The sequence below is a fragment of the Bacillus sp. LSHTCR4 genome, assembly GCF_057197025.1.
In genome coordinates this window covers 911835-934668 of the sequence record NZ_JBXUNO010000002.1, presented here as the reverse complement: position 1 = coordinate 934668, position 22834 = coordinate 911835, and the positions used below count along the sequence as shown (strand labels likewise).

Sequence of the window (22834 nt, the reverse complement as noted above, 5' to 3'; positions counted from 1 at the left end):
AAAAATGCGTTGCTCATAAGCAACGCATTTTTATATTCGTTCAAACTAGTTCATATACCCATTCACTAATTCATAACATCTTTCTTTTGTCATCTTGTATTTCTCTTCTGAAGCATCTATACGTCTCATCGTCCCGTTATTTGTATCAGTACCAATTGCTTTAACCTTACTTTCCTTTTCTTTAACCCACGCAATTTGTTTCGTTTTTAATGACTGAAATGCATCAGGGGACATCATATTTTTTAATGTACTGTAAATTTCATTTAGTTTATTATCCCACAGTTCATAATTTCCTTCTATTTCATTTACTATATCATTATCTGACGCAACATTTGCATGTGTTTCTTGATTTTCTAGAGCCGCTAACTCATTTAAAACCTTAGTTTTACCCATTACTGACGAAGTTTCTTTTTTAGTCTGCTTCTCTTCTTTAGAAGTAGCATGCGTACTCATGCTATTTTCCTTAATGTTTTCGTGTTCTTCACTACTATTTTTATTCGCTACCTGTTCTTCTTTTGGGTTATCTGAATTAATTGTAATAACCGATGTTTTTGCATTCACAGTAACTAAACTAGTACTGTCTTTAAAAATATACTTTTTATCACCACTGTTCTCCTCTTTAACAAAAGATATATTCTTAAAACCACGAATTTTAAGAAACTCACTAGCTTCTTCCTTCGTAAGTTTTAAATCTCTCGGTGTATGTGATGACCATTTATCCATTAACCATTTTCCATCTTTATAAACGAAAATAAATTCCCATATCTCTGCTTCATTTCCCATATCATTTGAAGGTATAATCGTTTCAATCGTTAAATTTTTATCTTTCTGTGTATACGTTAATCTCATTTCTGGTTCAATATTAATAGGGAATGGCAACATATCTGTCTCTCTAGATCTATTAAATGTTTCAAGCGAATTAGGAAGCTGGTTCTCTACAAATTTTTCTGTAACTAATCCCTTAACTCCTTTTTTCGCTGTCGCCAAATCTCCAGGATTATTTCGACTCCATCCATTTTCTTTTTCCATCTCACTAAATGCATTTGCTATTGCATCTACACTCTTTCTTACAATCTTTTTCGCTTCTTTTTCTGTCACTTCTGGCGCTTCATCAAGCTGTTCAATCGTTTCATTTGCTTGAACTTTGATTTCACTTTTTTCACACCCTGTTACAACTAGCATACTAGCAGCGAAGCAAAATGACATGACTTTACTTAATTTCTTCATATACTCACATTCCTTATTCCTATTTATTCGTTACGCACCTTTATCTACAAGAAAACATAACGACCTCTTATTATACCAATTATCACCATTTATTTATACAAAAAATATAATATTAGAATTGAAAGATTATAATATGCAAGTTTACATTACTGTATAAATTTTTTACATCCTCATTTTATATTTGTCTAGTTTTTTTGACACAAAACTCCCTCTTCTCTTTTATTGTCAATAAGTATATTGGCACAATTTTTGCTTTATTAAATATAAAAAGGAGGCATTAAAATGAATATAAGAATAACTAATATCCAAAAACAACTACATAAGTACGGAATTGACGGGTTACTTATTACAAAAAAAGAAAACCGCCAATATGCAACAGGCTTTACAGGTAGTGCTGGCGTCGTCTTAATCTCTGCCGATCAAGCTGTTTTTATAACAGATTTCCGCTATGTAGATCAAGCAAAATCACAAATAAAAGATGCTGAAATTGTTATGCATAAAGGAAATTTAGAAAAAGAAATTGCACATCAAGTATCGAAATTAAACATTCAAAAACTTGGAATTGAAGAAAACAACATGACATTGCAACAATATAAAAACTTGCAAAAATACGTACATACGGAAATGATTCAAGTGTGCGAAATTATCGAAAATATTCGTATCATTAAAGACACACCTGAAATAGAAACAATGAAAATTGCAGCTAATATTGCGGACGAAGCATTTCACCACATTCTTACGTTTCTAAAACCAGGAATAAGTGAAAATACTGTACGAGATGAATTAGAATTTTTCATGCGAAAAAAAGGTGCTGCATCTTCATCATTTCAAATTATTGTAGCTTCTGGTGTTCGTTCTTCTCTTCCACATGGAGTTGCATCAAATAAAATAATTGAACGAGGCGACATCGTTACATTAGATTTCGGTGCACTTTACGACGGATATTGTTCCGATATAACACGTACTGTAGCAATCGGGGAACCATCAGAAGAATTCAAAAAGATATACAATATTGTACTTGAAGCATTAAAACGCGGGACTGAAGCGATTAAACCTGGAGAAACTGCAAAACGTATCGATGATATAACGAGAAACTACATTGCTGAGCATGGATACGGTCAATATTTTGGACATTCTACTGGTCATGGTCTTGGATTAGAAATTCATGAACCTCTCCGCCTATCCCAAGAAAGTAAGGCTACTTTAGAGGAAGGTATGGTTGTCACAGTTGAACCAGGTATTTACATACCGAACTGGGGCGGTTGTAGAATTGAAGATGATATCGTCATTACAAAAGACGGATATGAAGTTATTACAAAATCAAATAGAGAACTAATTATAATCCCTTGTTAATATTTTGAAATTTTCAACTTGATTTTTTCTCTACACATAGAATTCCTTCTCTTGAGTATTCATTTAAAAAGGGGGGAATTGTAATTGAACTTTGTAATCGATAAAATAGATGGTTTACATCCTGAATTTTCCAAACTAGTTTCCATGATGAATTACGCTCGCTATACAACAATGCAAGCGGTGGAAGGTTTAACAATGGAAGAACTTGATTATTTATATGATGAGGAAGCAAATTCAATCGGCATGCTATTATATCACATGGCCGCTGTTGAATTTTACTACCAGATTCATACTTTTGAAGACCGCGAGCCAACGGAGGCTGAAATAGAACGATGGTTACCTGGTCTCGAATTAGAAGATCTTGGACGCAAGAAAATAAAAGGAAACTCTATAGAATTTTATATCAATACATTACAAGAAGTACGTTCCAAAACGATTGAGACTTTTCAATCGTTTCCTGATGGATGGTTATTTAAAACGACAGACTTTTGGTATGATAAACAAGCAAACAACTACTTTAAATGGTTTCACGTATTTGAAGATGAAATCAATTATCGCGGACAAATTCGTTTAATTAAGAAGATGCAAAAAGCTCATTCAATAAAGTAAGAAAGTGCCACCAGATAAGGTGGCACTTTCTTCTATTCATTAACGAATAACTTTTCGTTTACTTTTTTAGCGATTACTGCTACCAATATTAAAATACATATTAAATATAGCAATTTTGCAATAAATAACCACCCTTGAAACATTACAATTCCATCTATTATCTCATTTCCCTTCAGTAACAAAAACGGAATCGTACTAATTATAATAACAAACTCAATACTGAAAACAATTTTCTTTTTTCGGCTATATGCTTGCCATTCATTCCAGCGATACATGGGAGCAAAAATTAATACTCCTATACATAATATAACTGGTACCCATTCACTTTTAAAAAATTGCCCTGAAATAACTGATAATAGTAAACAAACGAACACACCATAATAACCTATTCTCTCTCTCATTCGTACTCCCCCATTCTACTTCTCCTTTACTATGTAACTTGCTATGCTTATAACAATTCTTAGAAAAATAACTACTACAATTACAATATAAAGACTTTTTGCAGACGACATCCATTCTTGAAAAATAGACATTTTCTCCATTTGTTTCTGACCCTCTATTAAAATAACCCCTGCGAACAATGAGCAAACAACGATGATACCTATCATAATTCCGATACTTTTCTTACTATATTGTTTCATACCATCCCAGTTATATAAAAGTATAAATACAAACCCGAAAACAGGTATAATACTTATCCATTCATTGTTTGTAAATAGCTTTAAAATGATTAATAGACTACAAGATATGATAAATCCCCAAAATCCAATTTTTTTGTGCATAAGCCCTCCTCCAATTCCATTTTTAGGATTAATTGTATTTTAACATCCATTTTTTATTCTTACCATTACAGTACATGAAATTTTACCTTTTTCTGTTTCTTATACTCACATACTTTCACCGCTTTCATACAATGAACTACACGAACGCCTAAAGGATGTGAATGTTATGGAAGTTGAATTAACGCTGTTGCACGCTCTCTATATTCTTTGTTTACTCACCATTATTACCTTTTTTATTCTCCGGAAAGATACGACGATTATTTGTATCGTTTTTATCTTTTTATTAGCATTAACTGCTACAAGTTCTATCCCTCTTGCCGTTAGCGGCATTTTTCAAAGTTTTATTTACGCCATTACTGAGCTATTACCAACTATATTAATCATTTCCATTATCGTATCCATGAGCAATTTACTCGTTCATACCGGTATAAATGATACAATGATTTCACCATTTACAAAGATGATCCGTACCCCTACCCTCGCCTACTGGATTATCGGCCTTTTGATGATGACAATTTCTTTCTTCTTTTGGCCTTCTCCCGCTGTCGCCTTAATGGGAGCTATTTTATTACCGGTTGCTGTACGCGTCGGTCTCCCCCCAATTGGAGTAGCAATTGCTATGAACTTATTCGGTCATGGGATTGCTTTATCCGGCGACTTCGTTATACAAGGCGCACCAAAATTAACCGCAGACGCTGCTGGTCTCCCTGTTTCCAGCGTCGTATCTGCAAGTGTTCCACTCGTTATCGTTATGGGCGTTGTGACAACTTCCGTCGCTTTTTTCTTCTTACGAAAAGAGTTTCATACAGGCTTAGCTATACAAGAATCTATTCTATCAACTGAGTCTTCTAAAACGCTCACTTCATTATCTCCTCATACAAAGAAATGGCTCGCTATTTGTATCCCTATTGTATATATCATTGATATCCTTTGCATGATTCAATTTAAACTGCAAGGAAGCGACGCAACTGCACTTATCGGCGGAACAACTGTTATTATGATTATCATCATTTCACTCATCGCCTACAAAGGTAATGGACTAAATAAAACGACCGATTATTTTATAGAAGGGCTCCAATTTGGCTTTAAAATTTTCGGACCAGTTATTCCAATCGCTGCACTTTTTTATTTAGGAGATAGCGGCTTTGTGAAAATTATCGGGGACTATTTACCGAAAGGTTCACACGGAATCATTAACGACTTAGGCATCGCTTTATCTCAAACTGTTCCTTTAAATCAATATGTATCGGCAGGGACATTAACCATCGTTGGTGTCATTACCGGCTTAGATGGATCAGGTTTTTCAGGTATATCACTTGCTGGTTCCATTGCCAATCTTTTTGGAACAGCACTTGGCCATGGAACAGCTACATTAACAGCACTCGGGCAAATTGCAGCTATATGGACCGGGGGCGGGACGTTAATTCCTTGGGCTCTTATTCCTGCTGCTGCGATTTGTAAAGTCGATCCATTTGAACTTGCACGCCGAAACTTTTTACCGGTTGTTATCGGTTTAATTGTCACCACAATCGTTGCGATGTTTATCCTATAACGTAAGCATGTGTTCTCTTGCTTACGTTTTTTGCTTGTAAAATTCATCATGAATTATCAGTTTTCAAGAGGGATTCGTTATTACTTAGCGAAATTATATTAGGAGAGTAATTATTTCAAAACGTTTACGAGAAACAGATTACTGCAATTAGAAAAGGGGACATACCTATGAATGAATTGATTTTCGTCTTATTAATTTGTCCATTATTTATCTTTATCGTATCTGTTATTGGCACACGCAAAACGAAAACGTATTACGTAATGCCGATTGTAACGTTTGCTAGTTTTTTAATAATAGGTGTTATCGCCTTCACTCCAAAATTTTTCTTTTGGATTGGCATGTACAGCATCTTCTCATTTATTGTTTCTTATGTGACGCTATTGTTTGTGAGAGGGTATGAAGTTGTGGAAAACGCTAAATAGTTGCTAGCAAGGGGATCGTCATATGATTTTCTTTAATATTGATGGAACTTTACATTGAATTTATATAAAAAAAACGACCGCGTTCCCCCGCGGTCGTCTTTTTTCGTGTTACGCTGTGATCCAAGCTTCGTTAGCTGGATTTTTACGCCACTCTTGTAATTTTTTCGTTTCAGCTTGTCCAATCATACCTTTTTCTGCTGCAACTTCAGTTAATGTACTGTAATCACTTAAAGAATATGATGCTACGTTCGCTGCTTCTAACTTTTCTTTTCCTGCTTCTAGCTCGTATGTGAAGATTGATACGATTCCTAATACTTCACAGCCAGCTTCGCGAAGTGCCTCTACACATGTAATTGCACTACCTCCAGTTGAAATTAAGTCTTCTACTACTACAACTTTTTGACCTTTTTCAGCTTTTCCTTCGATTTGATTCCCTTTACCGTGACCTTTTGCTTTACTACGTACGTAACACATTGGTAAATCCATACGATCACTTACCCATGCAGCGTGCGCAATACCAGCAGTTGCTGTTCCTGCAATAACTTCTACAGTTGGGAAGTGCTCTTTAATTAACTCTTCTAATCCAGCTGCAATTGCTTGACGTACTTTCGGATAAGATAAAGTTAAACGGTTATCACAATAAATTGGTGATTTCATACCTGAAGACCATGTGAATGGATCATTCGGTTGTAAAAATACTGCTCCAATTTCTAATAAATGCGATGCGATTTCTTTTTTCATACTGTTACACCTTCCCACTGTTGTTTTACTGTTTTATATGCTTCAAGCGGATTTTCTGCTTTTGTAATACTACGTCCAACTACGATATAGCTTGAGCCAAGTTCCCTCGCACGTTTCGGTGTTGCTACGCGCACCTGGTCATTTACATCATCGCTTGCAAGACGAATCCCCGGTGTTACTGTTACAAATTCATTTCCGCATACTTCACGTAATTTCGGAACTTCAAGCGTTGAACAAACAACGCCATCAAGTCCACTTTCTTTCGTTAGTTTTGCATAATGAGCAACCGCTTCTTCTAACGTTTTCTCAATACCAATCTCTTTTTTCATCATAGCTTCCGAAGTGCTTGTTAGTTGTGTAACTGCAATACAAATCGGTCTCTCTTTTCCTTCTTGCTTACCTTCCTCTAATCCCTCAATCGCAGCTTTCATCATACTGCTTCCCCCAGCAGCATGAACATTTACCATATCAACATCTAGACTAGCTAGGCTGCGCATAGCGCTTTTTACCGTATTCGGAATATCATGAAGTTTTAAATCTAGAAAGATCTTATGTCCTTGTTCTTTTAAGTACGTAATTATCGCAGGGCCTTCTTTGTAAAATAACTCCATACCAACTTTGACAAATAACTCTTCCCCTTCAAAGTGGCGCAAGAATTGCTCTACATCTTGTTTCCCTGGAAAATCTAGTGCAACGATTAACGACTGTGACATGTTTGCTTCCAGCTCCTTCCTTGACATTCCGAAATGTGATTAAATCCTAATTCATCTAGTAATGCTGGTAACTCTTCAATAATTGTCGGACATACGAACGGATCGATAAAGTTCGCTGTACCAACTGCAACTGCGCTTGCGCCAGCGTAGAAGAATTCAATTACATCTTCCGCTGTTTCAATACCACCCATTCCGATAATTGGAATGTTCACCGCTTGGCTTACTTCATGTACCATACGAATTGCTACTGGCTTAATCGCAGGACCTGATAATCCGCCTGTACGGTTTGCTAAAATTGGTTTAGCTGTTTTTAAATCTAGACGCATACCAAGCAATGTATTAATCATCGTTAAACCATCTGCACCTGCATTTTCAATCGCTTTTGCAATTTCCACAATGTTTGCCACGTTCGGTGACAACTTCACGTATACAGGTACTTCAGAAACCTCTTTTACTCGCTTCGTTAAATCAGCAGCAATTTCAGGATTTGTACCAAAGGCGATACCACCTGTTTTTACGTTCGGACAAGAAATATTTAATTCTAGCGCATGGACATTAGGCGCTTTAGAAATTTCCTTTGCAACCGCTACGTAATCCTCAGCTTGTGAGCCTGCAACGTTCGCAATGATTGGAAGATCAAATTGTTCGAGAAAAGGTAATTCAGAATTCATTACTTTTTCTAATCCTGGGTTTTGAAGTCCGATTGCATTTAACATGCCGCCTGGTGTTTCAGCAACACGAGGCGTAGGATTTCCATAGCGTGGTTGTTCTGTCGTCGCTTTAATCATGATTGATCCTAGTACACTTAAATCGTAAAACTGTGCATATTCACGACCAAATCCAAAGCATCCAGATGCCGGTATAATTGGATTTTTTAATGATAATCCTGGTAATTCAACTTGCAATCTGTTCATAGTACAACCTCCCCGATTGGAAATACTGGTCCGTCGCTACACACCTTCTTGTAAGAATGTCCACTTGGATCTTCTTGTAAGTGGCATACACATGCGAAACAAGCTCCAATACCACAGCCCATACGCTCTTCTAATGAAATATAGGCTTTTTTCTCTTTGTAACGTCCTTCTAATGCACGAAGCATCGCTAACGGACCACATGAATAAAGAATATCAAAGTCAATTCCGTAATGATCAATTACATCTGTGACAAATCCTTTTGTACCGTGTGTACCGTCTACTGTCGCAACGTACGTATCACCAAGTTCTGCAAATTTCTCTTCATAGAAAACGACATCTTTCGTTTGGAAACCTAAGATGTGAATCACACGTACACCCTTTGCAACGAGGCGCTGTGATAATTCATAAAGTGGTGGTACACCAATTCCCCCGCCTACTAGTAAAGCTGTTTGACCAGCTTCTGCTTCTTCTACAGGAAAACCGTGTCCTAGTGGTCCTAGTACGTCTACCATTTCACCTTGTTTTCTAGTTGCTAATGTTTTTGTCCCTTGTCCTTCCGCACGATATAGCATTGTAAATTCGTTCTTCTCTTGATCTACATTACAAATACTAATTGGGCGGCGCAGAAGGGGCGCAATGCCCTCTGCTACCTTAATGTGTACAAACTGCCCTGGTTCGTTCATTTGCTGTACTAAAGTTCCTTGAAGCACTAATTCGTAAATGTTCTTTGCGATTTCTTTTTGATTAACGACGATCATATTTTGCTTTTGCATCATGCATGTACCACCTCGTGACGCTTTGTTTGCGTAATTTCTTTCATTGAATGAGCTGAGAATGTCATAGATTCTAATACTCGTAAGATTGCTCTCGTTGTATCAAGTGATGTTAAGCAAGCTACACCATTTTCTACTGATTCACGGCGAATGCGGAAACCATCACGCGCTGGTTGTTTACCTTTTGTTAGCGTATTGATTACAAACTGTGCTTTTCCTTGACGGATAATATCTAGTAAGTTGTAGTCTTCAGAATCAATTTTGTTTACAACTTGTACTGGGATATTTTGCTCTTCTAATGATTGTGCTGTTCCAGCTGTTGCTAATAAGTTATAGCCGATTTCATGGAAACGTTTTGCAATTTCCATCGCCTCTTCTTTATCTTTATCCGCTACAGTAATGATTACTGATCCGTGCGTTGGGATGTTAATTCCAGAAGCAACTAACCCTTTGTATAGTGCTTTTTCAAGCGTTAAATCTTTACCCATTACTTCCCCTGTTGATTTCATTTCAGGTCCTAATGTTGTATCAACTGAGCGTAGTTTCGCGAATGAGAATACCGGAGCTTTTACATATACTTCTTTTTCTTCTGGATGATAGCCCGTTCCGTATCCTTGCTCTACTAGGTCTTGCCCTAAAATAACTTTCGTTGCAACGTTTGCCATTGGTACACCTGTAATTTTACTTAAGAATGGTACTGTACGGCTCGCACGTGGATTTACTTCAATTACGTACACTTGATCTTTGAATACTACAAACTGGATATTTAGTAATCCAACAATGTTTAATCCTTTTCCAAGTGCAATAGTATGTTCAATGATTTGTTCTTTTAATTTTTCAGATAAGCTTTGTGGTGGATATACTCCAATTGAGTCACCAGAGTGAACTCCAGCACGTTCAATATGTTCCATAATACCTGGAATGAATACATTCTCACCGTCTGAAATTGCATCTACTTCAATTTCTTTACCGACCATGTAACGGTCGATTAATACTGGGTGATCTGCGTGCACTTTAACTGCATTTTTCATGTAGTGCAGTAGTTCTTCTTGACGATATACGATTTCCATCGCACGTCCACCTAGTACGTAAGATGGTCTTACTAATACTGGGTAACCAATTTCTTCTGCGATTGCTACCGCTTGTTCTACAGTCGTTGCTGTTTTACCAACTGGTTGTGGGATACCAAGTTTTGTTAAAGCAGCTTCGAATTTATCACGATCTTCTGCACGGTCTAAGTCTTCAAGTGATGTTCCTAAAATCTTCACACCATGTTCTTCTAATTTCGCCGCTAAGTTAATTGCCGTTTGTCCACCGAACTGAACGATAACACCTTCTGGTTTTTCTAAATCGATGATGTGCATTACATCTTCAATCGTTAATGGTTCAAAGTATAATTTGTCAGAAATACTGAAGTCTGTTGAAACAGTTTCTGGGTTATTGTTAATGATAATTGCTTCATATCCAGCTTCTTTAATTGCCCATACTGAGTGAACTGTTGCGTAGTCAAACTCAACACCTTGACCAATGCGGATCGGACCAGATCCTAGAACTACTACACTCTTACGATCTGTTACAATTGATTCGTTCTCATCAGCGTATGTGCTGTAGTAATACGGTGTTGCGGATTCAAACTCTGCCGCACAAGTATCTACCATTTTGAATACTGGCGTCATATTATTTTCTTTACGCATATCGTAAATTTCGCGCTCCGTTTTGTTCCAAGCTGCTGCAATGTAGTGATCGCTGAAGCCCATTTCTTTTGCAGTTTGTAGTACTTCCATATTTCCTACATTCGCTTTTACTTCGCGTTCCATATTTACGATATTTTCAACTTTTTGTAAGAAGAAGAAGTCCATTTCACACCATTCGTTAATCTCTTCTTTCGTTACACCTTGACGAATTGCTTCTGCTACGATAAACAGTCGCTCATCATCTGCTTTAATAATGCGTTTTTTCATTGTTTCTTTATCAAGTTCTTTTAAGTGGTCTAATTCTAAGTGATAAATACCAAGCTCTAAAGAACGAACCGCTTTTAATAATGATTCTTCTAAGTTACGTCCGATTGACATAACCTCACCAGTTGCTTTCATTTGCGTTCCAAGTGTTCTGTTCGCTGATTCAAACTTATCAAATGGCCAGCGTGGAATTTTTGAAACAACATAGTCTAATGCTGGCTCGAAGCAAGCGTAAGTTTTTTGTGTTACTGGGTTTACGATTTCATCTAATGTTAAGCCGACTGCAATTTTCGCTGCTAATTTCGCAATTGGATATCCAGTTGCTTTAGATGCTAGTGCAGATGAACGACTTACACGTGGGTTTACTTCGATTACATAGTATTGGAAGCTATATGGATCTAGTGCAAGCTGAACGTTACATCCACCTTCAATTCCTAGTGCACGAATAATTCGTAATGAAGTGTTACGTAACATTTGGTATTCACGGTCGCTTAGCGTTTGGCTCGGTGCTACAACGATCGAATCACCTGTATGAACACCAACTGGATCGATGTTTTCCATGTTACATACTACAATCGCGTTATCATTTGAATCACGCATTACTTCATATTCAATTTCTTTACAGCCAGCAATACTTTTCTCTAATAAACATTGTGTTACTGGACTATGTTTTAAACCACTTGTTACGATTTCAATTAACTCTTCTTCGTTATGGCAAATTCCGCCGCCCGTTCCGCCTAATGTGAATGCTGGACGAACGATTACTGGATAACCAATTTCGTTTACAAAGCCATATGCTTCATCAAGGTTATGAATAATTTCACTTGGTGGTGTTGGTTCATTTAAATCTTGCATTAATGTACGGAATAAATCACGATCTTCCGCTTGCTCGATTGCTGATAATTTTGTTCCTAAAATTTCAACTCCGCACTCTTCAAGTACGCCTGATTTTGCAAGTTCAACAGCCATGTTTAAACCTGTTTGACCACCTAATGTTGGTAAGATTGCATCTGGACGTTCTTTACGAATAATTCGGCTTACGAATTCTAATGTTAAAGGCTCAATGTATACTTTATCTGCTGTTGCAGTATCTGTCATAATTGTCGCTGGGTTAGAGTTAACAAGGATTACTTTGTAACCTTCCTCTTTAAGAGATTGACAAGCTTGTGTTCCAGAGTAGTCAAACTCTGCTGCTTGCCCAATTACAATTGGTCCTGATCCGATTACTAAAATTGTGTTAATGTCTAGGCGTTTTGGCATAACTCTTCCCCTTCTTTCTTGAAGTTTTCAATCATTGTTAAGAAATCTTCGAATAAATCATTTGCATCTTCTGGTCCTGCTGAAGCTTCTGGATGGTATTGAACTGTAAATGCTGGGAACTTCTTATGACGAAGACCTTCTACGGTTCCATCATTTAAAGCAACATGTGTAATTTCAAGCTCTGTATTTTCAACTGATTCTTCTTCTACTGCGTAACCATGGTTTTGAGATGTAATTGCTACTTTTCCAGTTGCAAGATTTTTTACTGGATGATTTAAACCACGGTGACCGAATTTTAACTTACTTGTATTCGCACCAGATGCTAGAGCGAACAATTGATGTCCTAGGCAAATTCCGAATAAAGGAACTTTACCGATAATGTCTTTTAACATTTCAATTGCTTCTGGTACATCTTTTGGATCCCCAGGTCCATTACTTAACATAATTCCATCTGGGCTAAGGCGTAAAATTTCTTCTGCTGTTGTGTTGTAAGGAACTACAATTACATCACAGTCACGCTTATTTAATTCTCGTAAAATACCATGTTTCATTCCGAAGTCTACAAGTACAACTCTGTGTCCGCGTCCTGGACTTGGGTATGGATCTTTCGTTGATACGCGTTTCACGTGATCTGTAAATACTGTCGCTTTTAATTGGCTCACGATGTATTCTACATCTGCATCCATGTTACAAAGGCGTCCGCGTAATGTACCGTATTGGCGAATTTTTCTCGTTAATTTTCTCGTATCAATTCCTGCTAATCCCGGGATGTTTCTTTCTTTTAAGTAATCATTTAACGAAATTTCATTACGGAAGTTTGATGGATGATCACAAATTTCGTTTACGATTAAACCATTTACAGATGGGTGAATCGATTCGAAATCGTCACGATTAATGCCGTAGTTTCCGATTAATGGGTACGTGAATGTTACGATTTGACCGCAATATGATGGATCAGATAATGTTTCTTGATATCCAGTCATTCCTGTTGTAAATACAACCTCACCTGACTTTTCGATTTCTCCTCCGAAACCTTTTCCAATTAATACTGTTCCATCTTCTAAGATAAGTTGTCTTTTCATACTAATGCACTCTCCTTTTGCCATGCGATCTTACCACCAACGATTGTCATTACCGGCCATCCTTGGCATTTCCAACCTGCGAATGGTGTGTTTTTTCCTTTTGATAAGAATGTTGTTGGGTCAATCTCTTCTTCTTGTTCTAAATCAATGATTGTAATATCAGCTGTTCTACCTTCTTTCAGGCGACCTGCTTCTAAGCCGAATGTATCAGCTGGCTTTTCTGTTAAGAATTGAATTAACTGTTCTAGTGTAATAATTCCTTTTTTCACAAGGTTTGTGTATAGAAGTGGGAATGCTGTTTCAAAACCAGTAATTCCGAATGGTGCTCTTTCAATTCCTTGCGCTTTCTCTTCTGCTGTATGCGGTGCATGATCAGTTGCAATCATATCGATTGTTCCATCTAATAAACCTTCAATTAATGCTGCATGATCTTCTTTTCCACGAAGCGGTGGGTTCATTTTAAAGTTAGGATCAGCTGACGGGATATCATCTTCACATAACACTAAGTGATGGGGTGTTACTTCTGCTGTTACTTTAATTCCAGCGCGTTTCGCATCACGTATTACACGTACAGATCCCTTCGTACTTACGTGACATACGTGATAGTGACAATCTGCCGCTTCAGCAAGCAGTATATCCCTTGCAATATGTACAGATTCACATACTGATGGGATACCGTTTAATCCGTGTTTCTCAGAAAACTTCCCTTCATGTACACAACCTTTATTAATAAGAGTATTCTCTTCACAGTGCGCAACTACTGCCATATTCAGTTTTGCTGCACGCTTCATAGCAGCTAACATCATGCTAGCATCTTGTACGCCTACACCGTCATCAGTGAAAGCAAATGCTCCAAGCTCTTTTAATGTTTCAAAATCTGTCATTTCAGAACCCGCTTGACGTACTGTAATTGCTCCATATGGTAGTACGTTAACATGCGCTTTTTCTTTAATACGATTTTGTAAGTCTTCCATATGCTCTCTGCAATCTGGTACTGGGCGTGTATTTGGCATTGCGCAAATTGTTGTGAATCCACCTTTTGCCGCTGCTAGCGTACCTGTTTCAATTGTTTCTTTATGTTCACCACCTGGTTCACGAAGGTGTACGTGTACATCTACTAATCCAGGTGCGATTAACTTTCCATTCACATCGATTACTTCAGCATTATCTGCCGTAATATTTTCTGCTACCTTAGCGATTTTACCGTCTTGTACGAGAAGATCCGTTGCTACGATTTTTCCTTCTTCATTCATATAACGACCATTTTTAAACAAATAATTCATGTTTCATTCCTCCTAATACATTTGGTAAGGCGCGTTTTAGTACAGCCATTCTTACGTAAACTCCATTTTCCATTTGTTTAAATATGCGTGAACGCTCACCCTCAACAAGTTCACTTGCAATTTCAACATCTCGGTTTACAGGAGCTGGATGCATAATAATGCTTCCTTCTTTCATACGCTTTTCTCTTTCCACTGTTAATCCGTGTTTCTCATGATACTCTTTCATAATGTCTGTTTCATAATGATCATGACGCTCATGTTGTACACGGAGTAACATCATTACATCCACTTCTGGAACAAGTTCATCTAATGGTTTGTATGTTCCAAATGTGTTGTCTTCATCTTTCCACTCTTCTGGACTTGCAAAGTAAATTGTTGCACCCAGCTTCGTTAATGCTTCTGCATTAGAACGTGCTACTCGGCTATGACGAACATCTCCTACTATTGCAATCTTCAAACCTTCAAATCTTCCAAACTCTTGCTTAATTGTGAGAAGATCGAGTAGGCACTGCGTTGGGTGGTTCCCACATCCATCTCCAGCGTTTAAGATTGGAATATTCACCTGATCTTTTAGTTCATCGAAGTAGCGATCTTGCTCATGGCGGATGACCACTGCTTTTGTTCCGATTGATTCTAGTGTTCTTATCGTATCGTATAACGTTTCTCCTTTTTGTACGCTAGATGCATCAGCTGAAAAGTTTAAAACATCAAGTCCTAATCTCTTCTCAGCAACTTCAAAGCTAAATCTCGTTCTCGTACTATTCTCAAAGAACAAGTTCGCAACAAATGTTTGCTCTGTCGTTTTGCTCTCTTTCCCATTCGCAAAATCTTCTGCGTCTTTTAGGATTTCTGAAATTTCTACTTCCGATAATTCACTCATCGTTAACAAATGGCTCATCGTCATCCCTCATCTTTCTGATTTTTATGTTACCACTTTTGTATTTTTATAACAACCTTTGCATAAAAATACCCTAGTCGTGTGAGACTAGGGTGCAAGAAAGAAGCCACCCTTTCCGGTCTCACAGGACTGAATTAAAAGGTTATTATTATGAAGCAATCTGCTTAGATTGTTTTATTTGTTTCGTTTCCGGTAGTAGTAGATTTAACAGTACACCTACAATTGCTGCTAGTGCCATTCCTTCTACTTGGAATGATTCTCCTACGTGAAGTACCGCTCCACCAATACCGATTACTAGTATTACTGATGCAATCATTAAGTTTCGTTTGTCACTTAAATCTGTTTTATCGTCTACCATCATGCGTAATCCGCTTGATGCGATTACACCGAATAGTAAGATTGATACACCACCCATAACTGGTGTTGGGATTGAATGAATCAGTGCAGAAATCTTACCGATAAATCCGAACATGATTGCGAATACCGCTGAACCGATGAATAAGTATACACTGTACGCTCTTGTAATTGCTAGCACACCGATGTTTTCACCATACGTTGTATTCGGTGGTCCACCGATTAGTGATGCGATTAATGTGGCTACTCCATCACCGAAGATTGAACGGTGTAAACCTGGTTTTTTAATTAAATCTCTTTTAATAACATTTCCTAATACAATTTGATGTCCGATATGTTCTGAAATTGTTACTAGTGCAACTGGTACCATCAAGAGTACAATCTTCCATGAAAACTCTGGTGTGTATGTTACAAATGGTACTGTGAAATCTGGTACAACAAACCATTTTGCCTCAGCTACCGGCTTTAAGTCTACTAGCCCTTGGAAGTAAGCGAAGATATATCCGCCGATAATGCCAAGTAACACGGGTATGATACTGAAAAATCCTCTTCCGAATATTGAGCATATAATTGTAATTGCTAATGTTACTAATGCTACTGAAAAGTGTGTAAAGCTATATTTGCCATCCGCACCATTCATCGCCATGTTAACTGCTGTATGTGCTAAAGCTAGCCCGATTACCATTACTACTGGACCAACTACGATTGGTGGTAGTAATTTCATAATCCACTCTGATCCTGATTTCTTAATTCCGAGTGAGATTAAGATGTATACAAGTCCTGCTAGCAAACCACCAAGCATTGCTGCTCCGGGTCCCCCTGCCGTTTTCGCTGTTATAATCGGTGCGATAAAGGCGAATGATGATCCAAGATAGGCAGGTACTTGACCTTTCGTTATAAGAAGAAACGCTAACGTTCCTAATCCACTTGATATTAATGCTACTGACGGATTCAATCCTGTTAAAAACGGAACAAGCACTGTTGATCCAAACATCGCGAACAAATGTTGTATACTTAAAAATAACCATTTTCCCGGTTTCGGTACTTCATTAACGTCTAACACTGGCTTTTGTTCCATTGTTACATCCTCCTTCAGTTTAAATCTTTGCAATAAAAAAACTCTTTGTGCCTGTGCACAAAGAGTCCTACACTTTCATATGCCAAATTTGACATATGAAAGCCAAGACCCTTTGGCAGCCTCACAGGACTACATTTAAAAGGGCTTTACTTATCGTATATGCTTACTCGATCTTGTTGATCTGTCTCTTGCAAATCAACTTCGATACGCTCTTCACTTGATGTTGGAATGTTCTTTCCTACATAATCAGCGCGAATTGGTAGTTCACGATGACCTCTATCAACAAGAACCGCTAGTTGGATTTGTGATGGTCTACCTAAATCCATAAGAGCATCCATTGCTGCTCGAACAGTTCTGCCTGTATATAATACATCATCCACAAGGATAACTTTTTTCTTCGTAATATCTACAGGGATATCAGAACCTTTTACAAGTGGTTCTTTATTTTTCGATTGTAGTGTTAAATCATCTCGATATAACGTAATGTCTAACTCTCCAACTTCCATTTCTTTTCCTTCAATTTGACCAATTCGTTCTGCCAAACGTTGTGCAATAAAAATTCCACGCGTTTTAATTCCGACAAGAACACAATTATCGACACCTTTATTTCGTTCCACGATTTCATGACTAATTCGTGTTAAAGCGCGGCGAATCATTTGGTCATCTAAAACGACAGCTTTCTCTTGCATGCTCTACACCTCCAAGCTTTTTTCTTGCGTGAGAGTAATGGTATAAAAAAAGTCCTCTCAGCGTGTGCGAGAGGACTTTTGAAAAAGGGTACAGCATACCCTATGCATTTCAAACCGTTACCTTCTCAACCTCACGGGGCTGTGTTAAAGGATCATTATTTAACTGTTGTCAGTATCTCAGTTTTCGTATGATTTGTCAATACTATTTTCGTAAAATATTTAATGCGTCTTCAAACACTTCTGGAATCGGTGCCTCAAACTGAATATATTCACCAGTACGAGGATGGTCAAATCCTAAAATACCTGCGTGAAGCGCTTGTCCATTCATGTCTAATGTTTTCTTTGGTCCATACTTTGGATCTCCTGCAAGTGGATAGCCAATATATTTCATATGAACACGAATTTGGTGTGTACGCCCTGTTTCTAAGCGACATTCTACAAGTGTGAAATCTTTGAATCGCTCTAACACTTGGAAATGCGTAACAGCATGCTTACCATTTTCATCAACCGTCATACTTTGACGTTCTTTCTTATCACGAGCAATCGGAGCATCAATTGTTCCCTTATCATGCGGAATAACACCGTGTACAATCGCTTTGTAACGTCTTGTTACTGTTTTTGCTACAAGTTGATTTACAAGTGATTCGTGTGCCATATCATTTTTAGCAACCATTAATAGGCCTGATGTATCTTTATCAATACGATGCACGATACCTGGGCGCATTACACCGTTAATGCCCGATAAGTCTGTACAATGGTGCATAAGACCGTTCACAAGCGTACCACTTGTATGACCAGGCGCTGGATGTACAACCATACCACGTGGCTTATTAACAACTAATACATCTGCATCTTCATAATAAATTTCTAAGTTCATATCTTCTGGCTGAATATCTAACTCTTCTGGCTCAGGAATCGTCACTGTAATTTCATCATTTTCTTTAACTTTATAATTCCCTTTTACCGCTTTTCCATTAACTGTCACGACGTCATCTTTAATCCATTGCTGTACTTGTGTACGTGACCATTCATTATTTATTCCTGCAACGAATTTATCAATTCGCTCGTTTTTTTGTTCTTCTGCAACTGTTACTTGTACTACTTCACTCATTCAATTACTCCTTCGTTTTCTTGCCTTCTAATAATGTTTGAATAATAATTAATACAACACCAATACATAATGCTGAATCAGCTATATTGAATACTGGATAGTTGTACGAGAAAATATACACGTGAATGAAATCCACTACTTCTTGTCTAAATACACGATCAATAAAATTACCAATTGCTCCGCCTAAAATTAGACCTAATGAAATTCCTAGAAGCTTGTCTGTTTTCGCATATTTTTTCATATAAAATACGATAAATACTACAAAAACGACTGTAATAATGTAGAAGAACCACATTTTATTTTCTAAAATGCCCCAGGCAGCTCCTCTATTTCGATGTGATGTTATGTATAATACATTATCGATAATCGGAATGCTCGTACCCAATTCCATGTTCTTTACAATTAGCCATTTCGATATTTGATCGATGGCAATGACAAATAACGCTATTACATAATATATCATTTTCATTTCCCCCACAAAGACAGTGTACCTCAAAATTTTAGCATAGCTGCAACCTTTTCACAATGAACCTTTATAGAAGAATAAAATAAATTAAAAAAAGGTAATATAATATCGTTGTGCACATTCATACATTTACTTTTTCATAGAAAAATTCATGAATGGTACGGGCAGTCGGCATTGTTTTCATTTGTTTTACCGAAATGACTCTCCCTGTTTCTTCACAAATACCATACATATCTATTTCCATTTTAAATAATGCACGTTCTACATCTTTTAAATCCTCTTTTATATCATGTAATAACAGTTTTTTCTTTATCTCTTCCTTCATTTCATATCCAAGCTCTTCGCTAAACTCTGTATTATATTTGTACATAACCTCTTTTGCTAGCCTCTCTTGTAACTCTTTACGCATCAATTGCAATTCTTCTTTGATTTCCATATACATTTCATTCACGTGTACATTCCTCCCAGTTGCAATGTACGATTAGTGTGTCCGAAATTTATATGCTTACCTCTCACACATTTTTCCTTCATAGGAAAGAGAGTGAAAGTTATTTCAATATACTGTTAACAAAAAAACGACTGCACTTTACGTGCAGTCATCCCTTATTATTTTACATAATTTTCTTTAACAACCGTTGCACAACGCTCACATAATGTTTCATGTTCAGCATCTTTACCAATTGTTTCTGAAACTACCCAACAACGTTCACATGTTTCACCAGTTGCTTGAGCAACAACAACCGCTGTATGTTCATACTTCGGTGCATCTGCTGGCGCTTCTTCCATCATGCCACCAAGTTTGTACTCAGAAACGATGAATAATTGCTTTAAGTCTTCGTTAATAGACTCTAACATAGCTTTCATTTCTGCAGTTGGATATAGCGTAATGCTTGCATTTAATGACTTACCAATTACCTTTTCATTACGAGCTACTTCTAACGCTTTTAATACGTCATCACGTAATGTCATAAATGCATCCCATTTTGTTTTTAATGCTTCTGCACCATCTAATTGTACAGCTGCTGGCATATCAGTTAATTGTACACTTTCTTCTGTTACACCTGGAATGTATGGCCATACTTCATCAGCTGTATGCGGTAAGATTGGTGTTACAAGTTTCGTCAATGCAACAAGAACATCATATAATACAGTTTGAATTGCACGACGATCTTCATGGTTCGCACCTTCAATGTATAAAATGTCTTTTGCAAAGTCTAAGTAGAATGAACTTAAATCAATTGTACAGAAGTTATGAATTGCATGATATACAGCAGCGAAGTCGTATGTCTCATATGCTTCTTTTACTTTTGTAATTAAGTCATTTAATTTCACTAACATGTAACGATCTACTTCACGAAGTTCAGCTACAGCTACTGTATTTTCACTTGGCTTAAAGTCGTCTAAGTTTCCTAATAAGAAACGGAATGTGTTACGGATTTTACGATACACTTCTGCTACTTGTTTTAAAATATCATCCGAAATACGTACGTCAGATTGATAGTCAACAGAAGATACCCATAAGCGTAAAATATCTCCGCCTAATTGATCCATAATTTTCTTCGGTACGACGATGTTTCCAATCGACTTACTCATTTTACGTCCTTCACCATCTAATACGAAACCATGGCTTAGTACGCCTTTATATGGCGCTTTCCCTGTTACAGCAACTGCTGTCGATAATGAAGAGTTAAACCAACCACGATATTGGTCAGATCCTTCTAAATATAAATCAGCTGGACGTTGTAAGTCATCGCGCTCTTCTAATACTGCTTGGTGAGAAGAACCTGAGTCGAACCATACATCCATAATGTCTGTTTCTTTACGGAATTCTCCATTTGGGCTACCTGGATGTGTAAATCCTTCTGGTAATAGATCTTTCGCTTCACGCTCAAACCATACGTTAGAACCGTGTTCACGGAATAAATCTGCTACGTGGTTAATTGTTTCATCCGTAATAATTGGATCACCATTCTCAGCATAGAATACTGGAATTGGCACACCCCATGCACGCTGACGAGAAATACACCAGTCACCACGGTCACGAACCATGTTATGAAGACGAGTTTCGCCCCATGCTGGTACCCATTTCGTTTCCGCAACAGCTTCTAATAACTCTTTACGGAATGCTTCAATAGATGCAAACCACTGTGCTGTCGCACGGAAAATAATAGGTTTTTTCGTTCTCCAATCATGTGGATATGAATGCGTGATGAATGTTAGTTTCAGTAACGCGCCTACTTCTTCTAATTTTTCTGTAATTGGCTTGTTAGCTTTATCATAGAATAAGCCTTCAAATCCAGGTGCTTCCTCTGTTAATACACCTTTATCATCAACTGGGCAAAGTACTTCTAAGCCATACTTTTTACCAACAATGAAGTCATCTTCCCCGTGTCCTGGTGCTGTATGAACACAACCTGTACCTGCATCTGTTGTTACGTGATCTCCTAGCATAACTAATGAATCACGATCGTAGAATGGATGCTTTGCAACTGTATACTCAAGTTCGCTACCTTTTACCGTTTTCACAACTTCAGTGTTTTCCCACTCTAACGTTTTTGCAACTGTCTCAAATAGTTCAGAAGCAATAATATATTTTTCATCATTTACTTTCACGATGCTGTATTCAAGTTCTGGGTGAACAGAAATACCTAAGTTTGCAGGCAACGTCCAAGGTGTTGTTGTCCAGATAATGAATTTCTCATCACCTTCTAATACGTTCTTTCCATCTTTTACAGGGAATGCTACGTAAATAGATGCTGATTTTTTATCTTGGTATTCAATTTCAGCTTCTGCTAAAGCTGATTCACTCGTTGGTGACCAGTAAACTGGTTTTTGTCCTTTATAGATATAACCTTTTTTCGCCATATCACCAAACACTTTAATTTGTTGTGCTTCATAAGCTGGCTCTAAAGTGATGTATGGGTTATCCCAATCAGCACGTACACCTAAACGCTTAAATTGCTCACGCTGACGTTCTACTTGTTCATATGCATACTCTGCACATAACTTACGGAACTCAGCAACTGTCATTTCTTTACGCTTTACACCTTTATTTGTTAAAGCTTGTTCAATTGGTAAACCGTGTGTATCCCAACCTGGGACATATGGTGCACAGAAACCAGTCATTGATTTATAACGAACGATAAAGTCTTTTAATACTTTATTTAATGCATGTCCCATATGAATGTCACCATTCGCATATGGAGGTCCATCATGCAGTACAAATAAAGGACGACCTTTTGTATGTTCTTGTACCTTTTCATAAATATTCATTTCCGCCCACTTTTCTTGCATTGCAGGCTCACGTTTTGGTAAATTCCCACGCATTGGGAACTCTGTTTTTGGCATTAGTAATGTATTTTTGTACTCCATGCTCAATTCCTCCTTACATGTATAAAAGAAAGACCTAAAAAACGGAATAAAAAAGAGACTTTCTCATCCCCAAAAGGGACGAGAAAGTCTCCCGCGGTACCACCCTAGTAGATCCTATACGTATGTATACAATCCTCTTTATATTCTTAACGCGAATATACGCCTACGCTTACTCTATTTGTTCAGCGCGGAACTCC

The 22834-nt window shown here is 37.4% G+C and carries 21 protein-coding genes and 1 other annotated feature (1 of these 22 running past the window's edge); of the genes, 4 read left to right on the top strand and 17 right to left on the bottom strand.

All coding sequences use genetic code 11. The features are described 5' to 3' along the window. Window positions 1-45: 45 nt before the first annotated feature. Entirely contained in the window at window positions 46-1227 is a 1182-nt protein-coding gene (locus AC2CGR_RS18690) for a lysozyme inhibitor LprI family protein (RefSeq protein WP_484481051.1), read from the bottom strand. A gap of 282 nt (window positions 1228-1509) precedes the next feature. Here AC2CGR_RS18690 and AC2CGR_RS18685 point away from each other — a divergent pair, with 282 nt between their 5' ends. Further along, window positions 1510-2580 carry a M24 family metallopeptidase gene (locus tag AC2CGR_RS18685; RefSeq protein WP_270184845.1) on the top strand — a complete coding sequence of 357 codons (1071 nt, stop codon included), beginning with the start codon at window positions 1510-1512 and terminating at the stop codon, window positions 2578-2580. An 84-nt stretch (window positions 2581-2664) separates the two neighbouring features. Further along, window positions 2665-3189: a DinB family protein gene (locus AC2CGR_RS18680; protein WP_484481050.1), complete on the top strand. Its 525-nt coding sequence runs from the start codon at window positions 2665-2667 to the stop codon at window positions 3187-3189. A gap of 32 nt (window positions 3190-3221) precedes the next feature. Here AC2CGR_RS18680 and AC2CGR_RS18675 read toward each other — a convergent pair whose 3' ends face one another. Both AC2CGR_RS18675 and AC2CGR_RS18670 read right to left on the bottom strand, forming a co-directional pair. Beyond that, entirely contained in the window at window positions 3222-3590 is a 369-nt protein-coding gene (locus AC2CGR_RS18675; protein WP_270184844.1) for a YoqO family protein, read from the bottom strand. 15 nt (window positions 3591-3605) lie between these two features. Then, window positions 3606-3971 carry a YoqO family protein gene (locus AC2CGR_RS18670; RefSeq protein WP_061685616.1) on the bottom strand — a complete coding sequence of 122 codons (366 nt, stop codon included), beginning with the start codon at window positions 3969-3971 and terminating at the stop codon, window positions 3606-3608. A gap of 166 nt (window positions 3972-4137) precedes the next feature. Between AC2CGR_RS18670 and AC2CGR_RS18665 the strand changes: the two genes are divergently transcribed. Together AC2CGR_RS18665 and AC2CGR_RS18660 are read left to right on the top strand one after the other, a co-directional pair. Further along, window positions 4138-5523, top strand: a complete 1386-nt coding sequence (locus tag AC2CGR_RS18665) for a hypothetical protein (RefSeq protein ID WP_270184843.1) — start codon at window positions 4138-4140, stop codon at window positions 5521-5523. Window positions 5524-5690: 167 nt separating this feature from the next. Next, window positions 5691-5945: a YbeF family protein gene (locus AC2CGR_RS18660; protein WP_484481049.1), complete on the top strand. Its 255-nt coding sequence runs from the start codon at window positions 5691-5693 to the stop codon at window positions 5943-5945. A 108-nt stretch (window positions 5946-6053) separates the two neighbouring features. On the opposite strand, the gene pyrE is transcribed toward AC2CGR_RS18660, so the two are convergent. The 14 genes from pyrE to ileS2 all read right to left on the bottom strand — a co-directional run bounded on the left by pyrE (window position 6054) and on the right by ileS2 (window position 22637). Next, on the bottom strand, window positions 6054-6686 hold the full coding sequence (pyrE, locus tag AC2CGR_RS18655; RefSeq protein ID WP_087966309.1) for an orotate phosphoribosyltransferase: 633 nt from the start codon (window positions 6684-6686) through the stop codon (window positions 6054-6056). Continuing rightward, entirely contained in the window at window positions 6683-7399 is a 717-nt protein-coding gene (gene pyrF, locus AC2CGR_RS18650; protein WP_087966306.1) for an orotidine-5'-phosphate decarboxylase, read from the bottom strand. The genes pyrE and pyrF overlap by 4 nt, the downstream gene beginning before the upstream one ends. Continuing rightward, entirely contained in the window at window positions 7384-8313 is a 930-nt protein-coding gene (gene pyrD, locus AC2CGR_RS18645) for a dihydroorotate oxidase B catalytic subunit (protein ID WP_074651368.1), read from the bottom strand. The genes pyrF and pyrD overlap by 16 nt, the downstream gene beginning before the upstream one ends. Further along, a complete protein-coding gene (gene pyrK, locus AC2CGR_RS18640) occupies window positions 8310-9089 on the bottom strand; it encodes a dihydroorotate oxidase B electron transfer subunit (RefSeq protein WP_000983358.1) in 780 nt (259 codons plus the stop codon). The genes pyrD and pyrK overlap by 4 nt, the downstream gene beginning before the upstream one ends. Then, entirely contained in the window at window positions 9086-12304 is a 3219-nt protein-coding gene (gene carB / locus AC2CGR_RS18635; RefSeq protein WP_087966304.1) for a carbamoyl-phosphate synthase large subunit, read from the bottom strand. The genes pyrK and carB overlap by 4 nt, the downstream gene beginning before the upstream one ends. Then, on the bottom strand, window positions 12289-13386 hold the full coding sequence (locus tag AC2CGR_RS18630; protein WP_087966303.1) for a carbamoyl phosphate synthase small subunit: 1098 nt from the start codon (window positions 13384-13386) through the stop codon (window positions 12289-12291). Before AC2CGR_RS18630 ends, carB begins: the two co-directional genes overlap by 16 nt. Continuing rightward, complete coding sequence (gene pyrC / locus AC2CGR_RS18625) at window positions 13383-14669, bottom strand: dihydroorotase (protein ID WP_001108374.1); 1287 nt, start codon at window positions 14667-14669, stop codon at window positions 13383-13385. Before pyrC ends, AC2CGR_RS18630 begins: the two co-directional genes overlap by 4 nt. Continuing rightward, entirely contained in the window at window positions 14653-15567 is a 915-nt protein-coding gene (gene pyrB / locus AC2CGR_RS18620; RefSeq protein WP_484481048.1) for an aspartate carbamoyltransferase, read from the bottom strand. Before pyrB ends, pyrC begins: the two co-directional genes overlap by 17 nt. 148 nt (window positions 15568-15715) lie before the next feature. Further along, window positions 15716-16999, bottom strand: a complete 1284-nt coding sequence (gene uraA / locus AC2CGR_RS18615) for a uracil permease (RefSeq protein ID WP_000435929.1) — start codon at window positions 16997-16999, stop codon at window positions 15716-15718. 146 nt (window positions 17000-17145) lie between these two features. Continuing rightward, the gene (gene pyrR / locus AC2CGR_RS18610; protein ID WP_001156491.1) at window positions 17146-17688 is read right to left on the bottom strand and encodes a bifunctional pyrimidine operon transcriptional regulator/uracil phosphoribosyltransferase; all 543 of its coding nucleotides are present in this window, start codon (window positions 17686-17688) and stop codon (window positions 17146-17148) included. Between the two features lie 202 nt (window positions 17689-17890). Continuing rightward, a complete protein-coding gene (locus tag AC2CGR_RS18605; RefSeq protein WP_000005835.1) occupies window positions 17891-18799 on the bottom strand; it encodes an RluA family pseudouridine synthase in 909 nt (302 codons plus the stop codon). A gap of 4 nt (window positions 18800-18803) precedes the next feature. After that, entirely contained in the window at window positions 18804-19262 is a 459-nt protein-coding gene (gene lspA, locus AC2CGR_RS18600; RefSeq protein ID WP_000642181.1) for a lipoprotein signal peptidase LspA, read from the bottom strand. Window positions 19263-19386: 124 nt separating this feature from the next. Further along, window positions 19387-19716, bottom strand: coding sequence for a TraR/DksA family transcriptional regulator (locus tag AC2CGR_RS18595; RefSeq protein ID WP_029439623.1), 330 nt, complete (start codon window positions 19714-19716; stop codon window positions 19387-19389). Window positions 19717-19871: 155 nt separating this feature from the next. Next, window positions 19872-22637 carry an isoleucine--tRNA ligase gene (ileS2, locus tag AC2CGR_RS18590; RefSeq protein ID WP_087966299.1) on the bottom strand — a complete coding sequence of 922 codons (2766 nt, stop codon included), beginning with the start codon at window positions 22635-22637 and terminating at the stop codon, window positions 19872-19874. 71 nt (window positions 22638-22708) lie between these two features. Continuing rightward, window positions 22709-22834: a binding site (T-box leader), on the bottom strand (it continues 99 nt past the right edge of the window).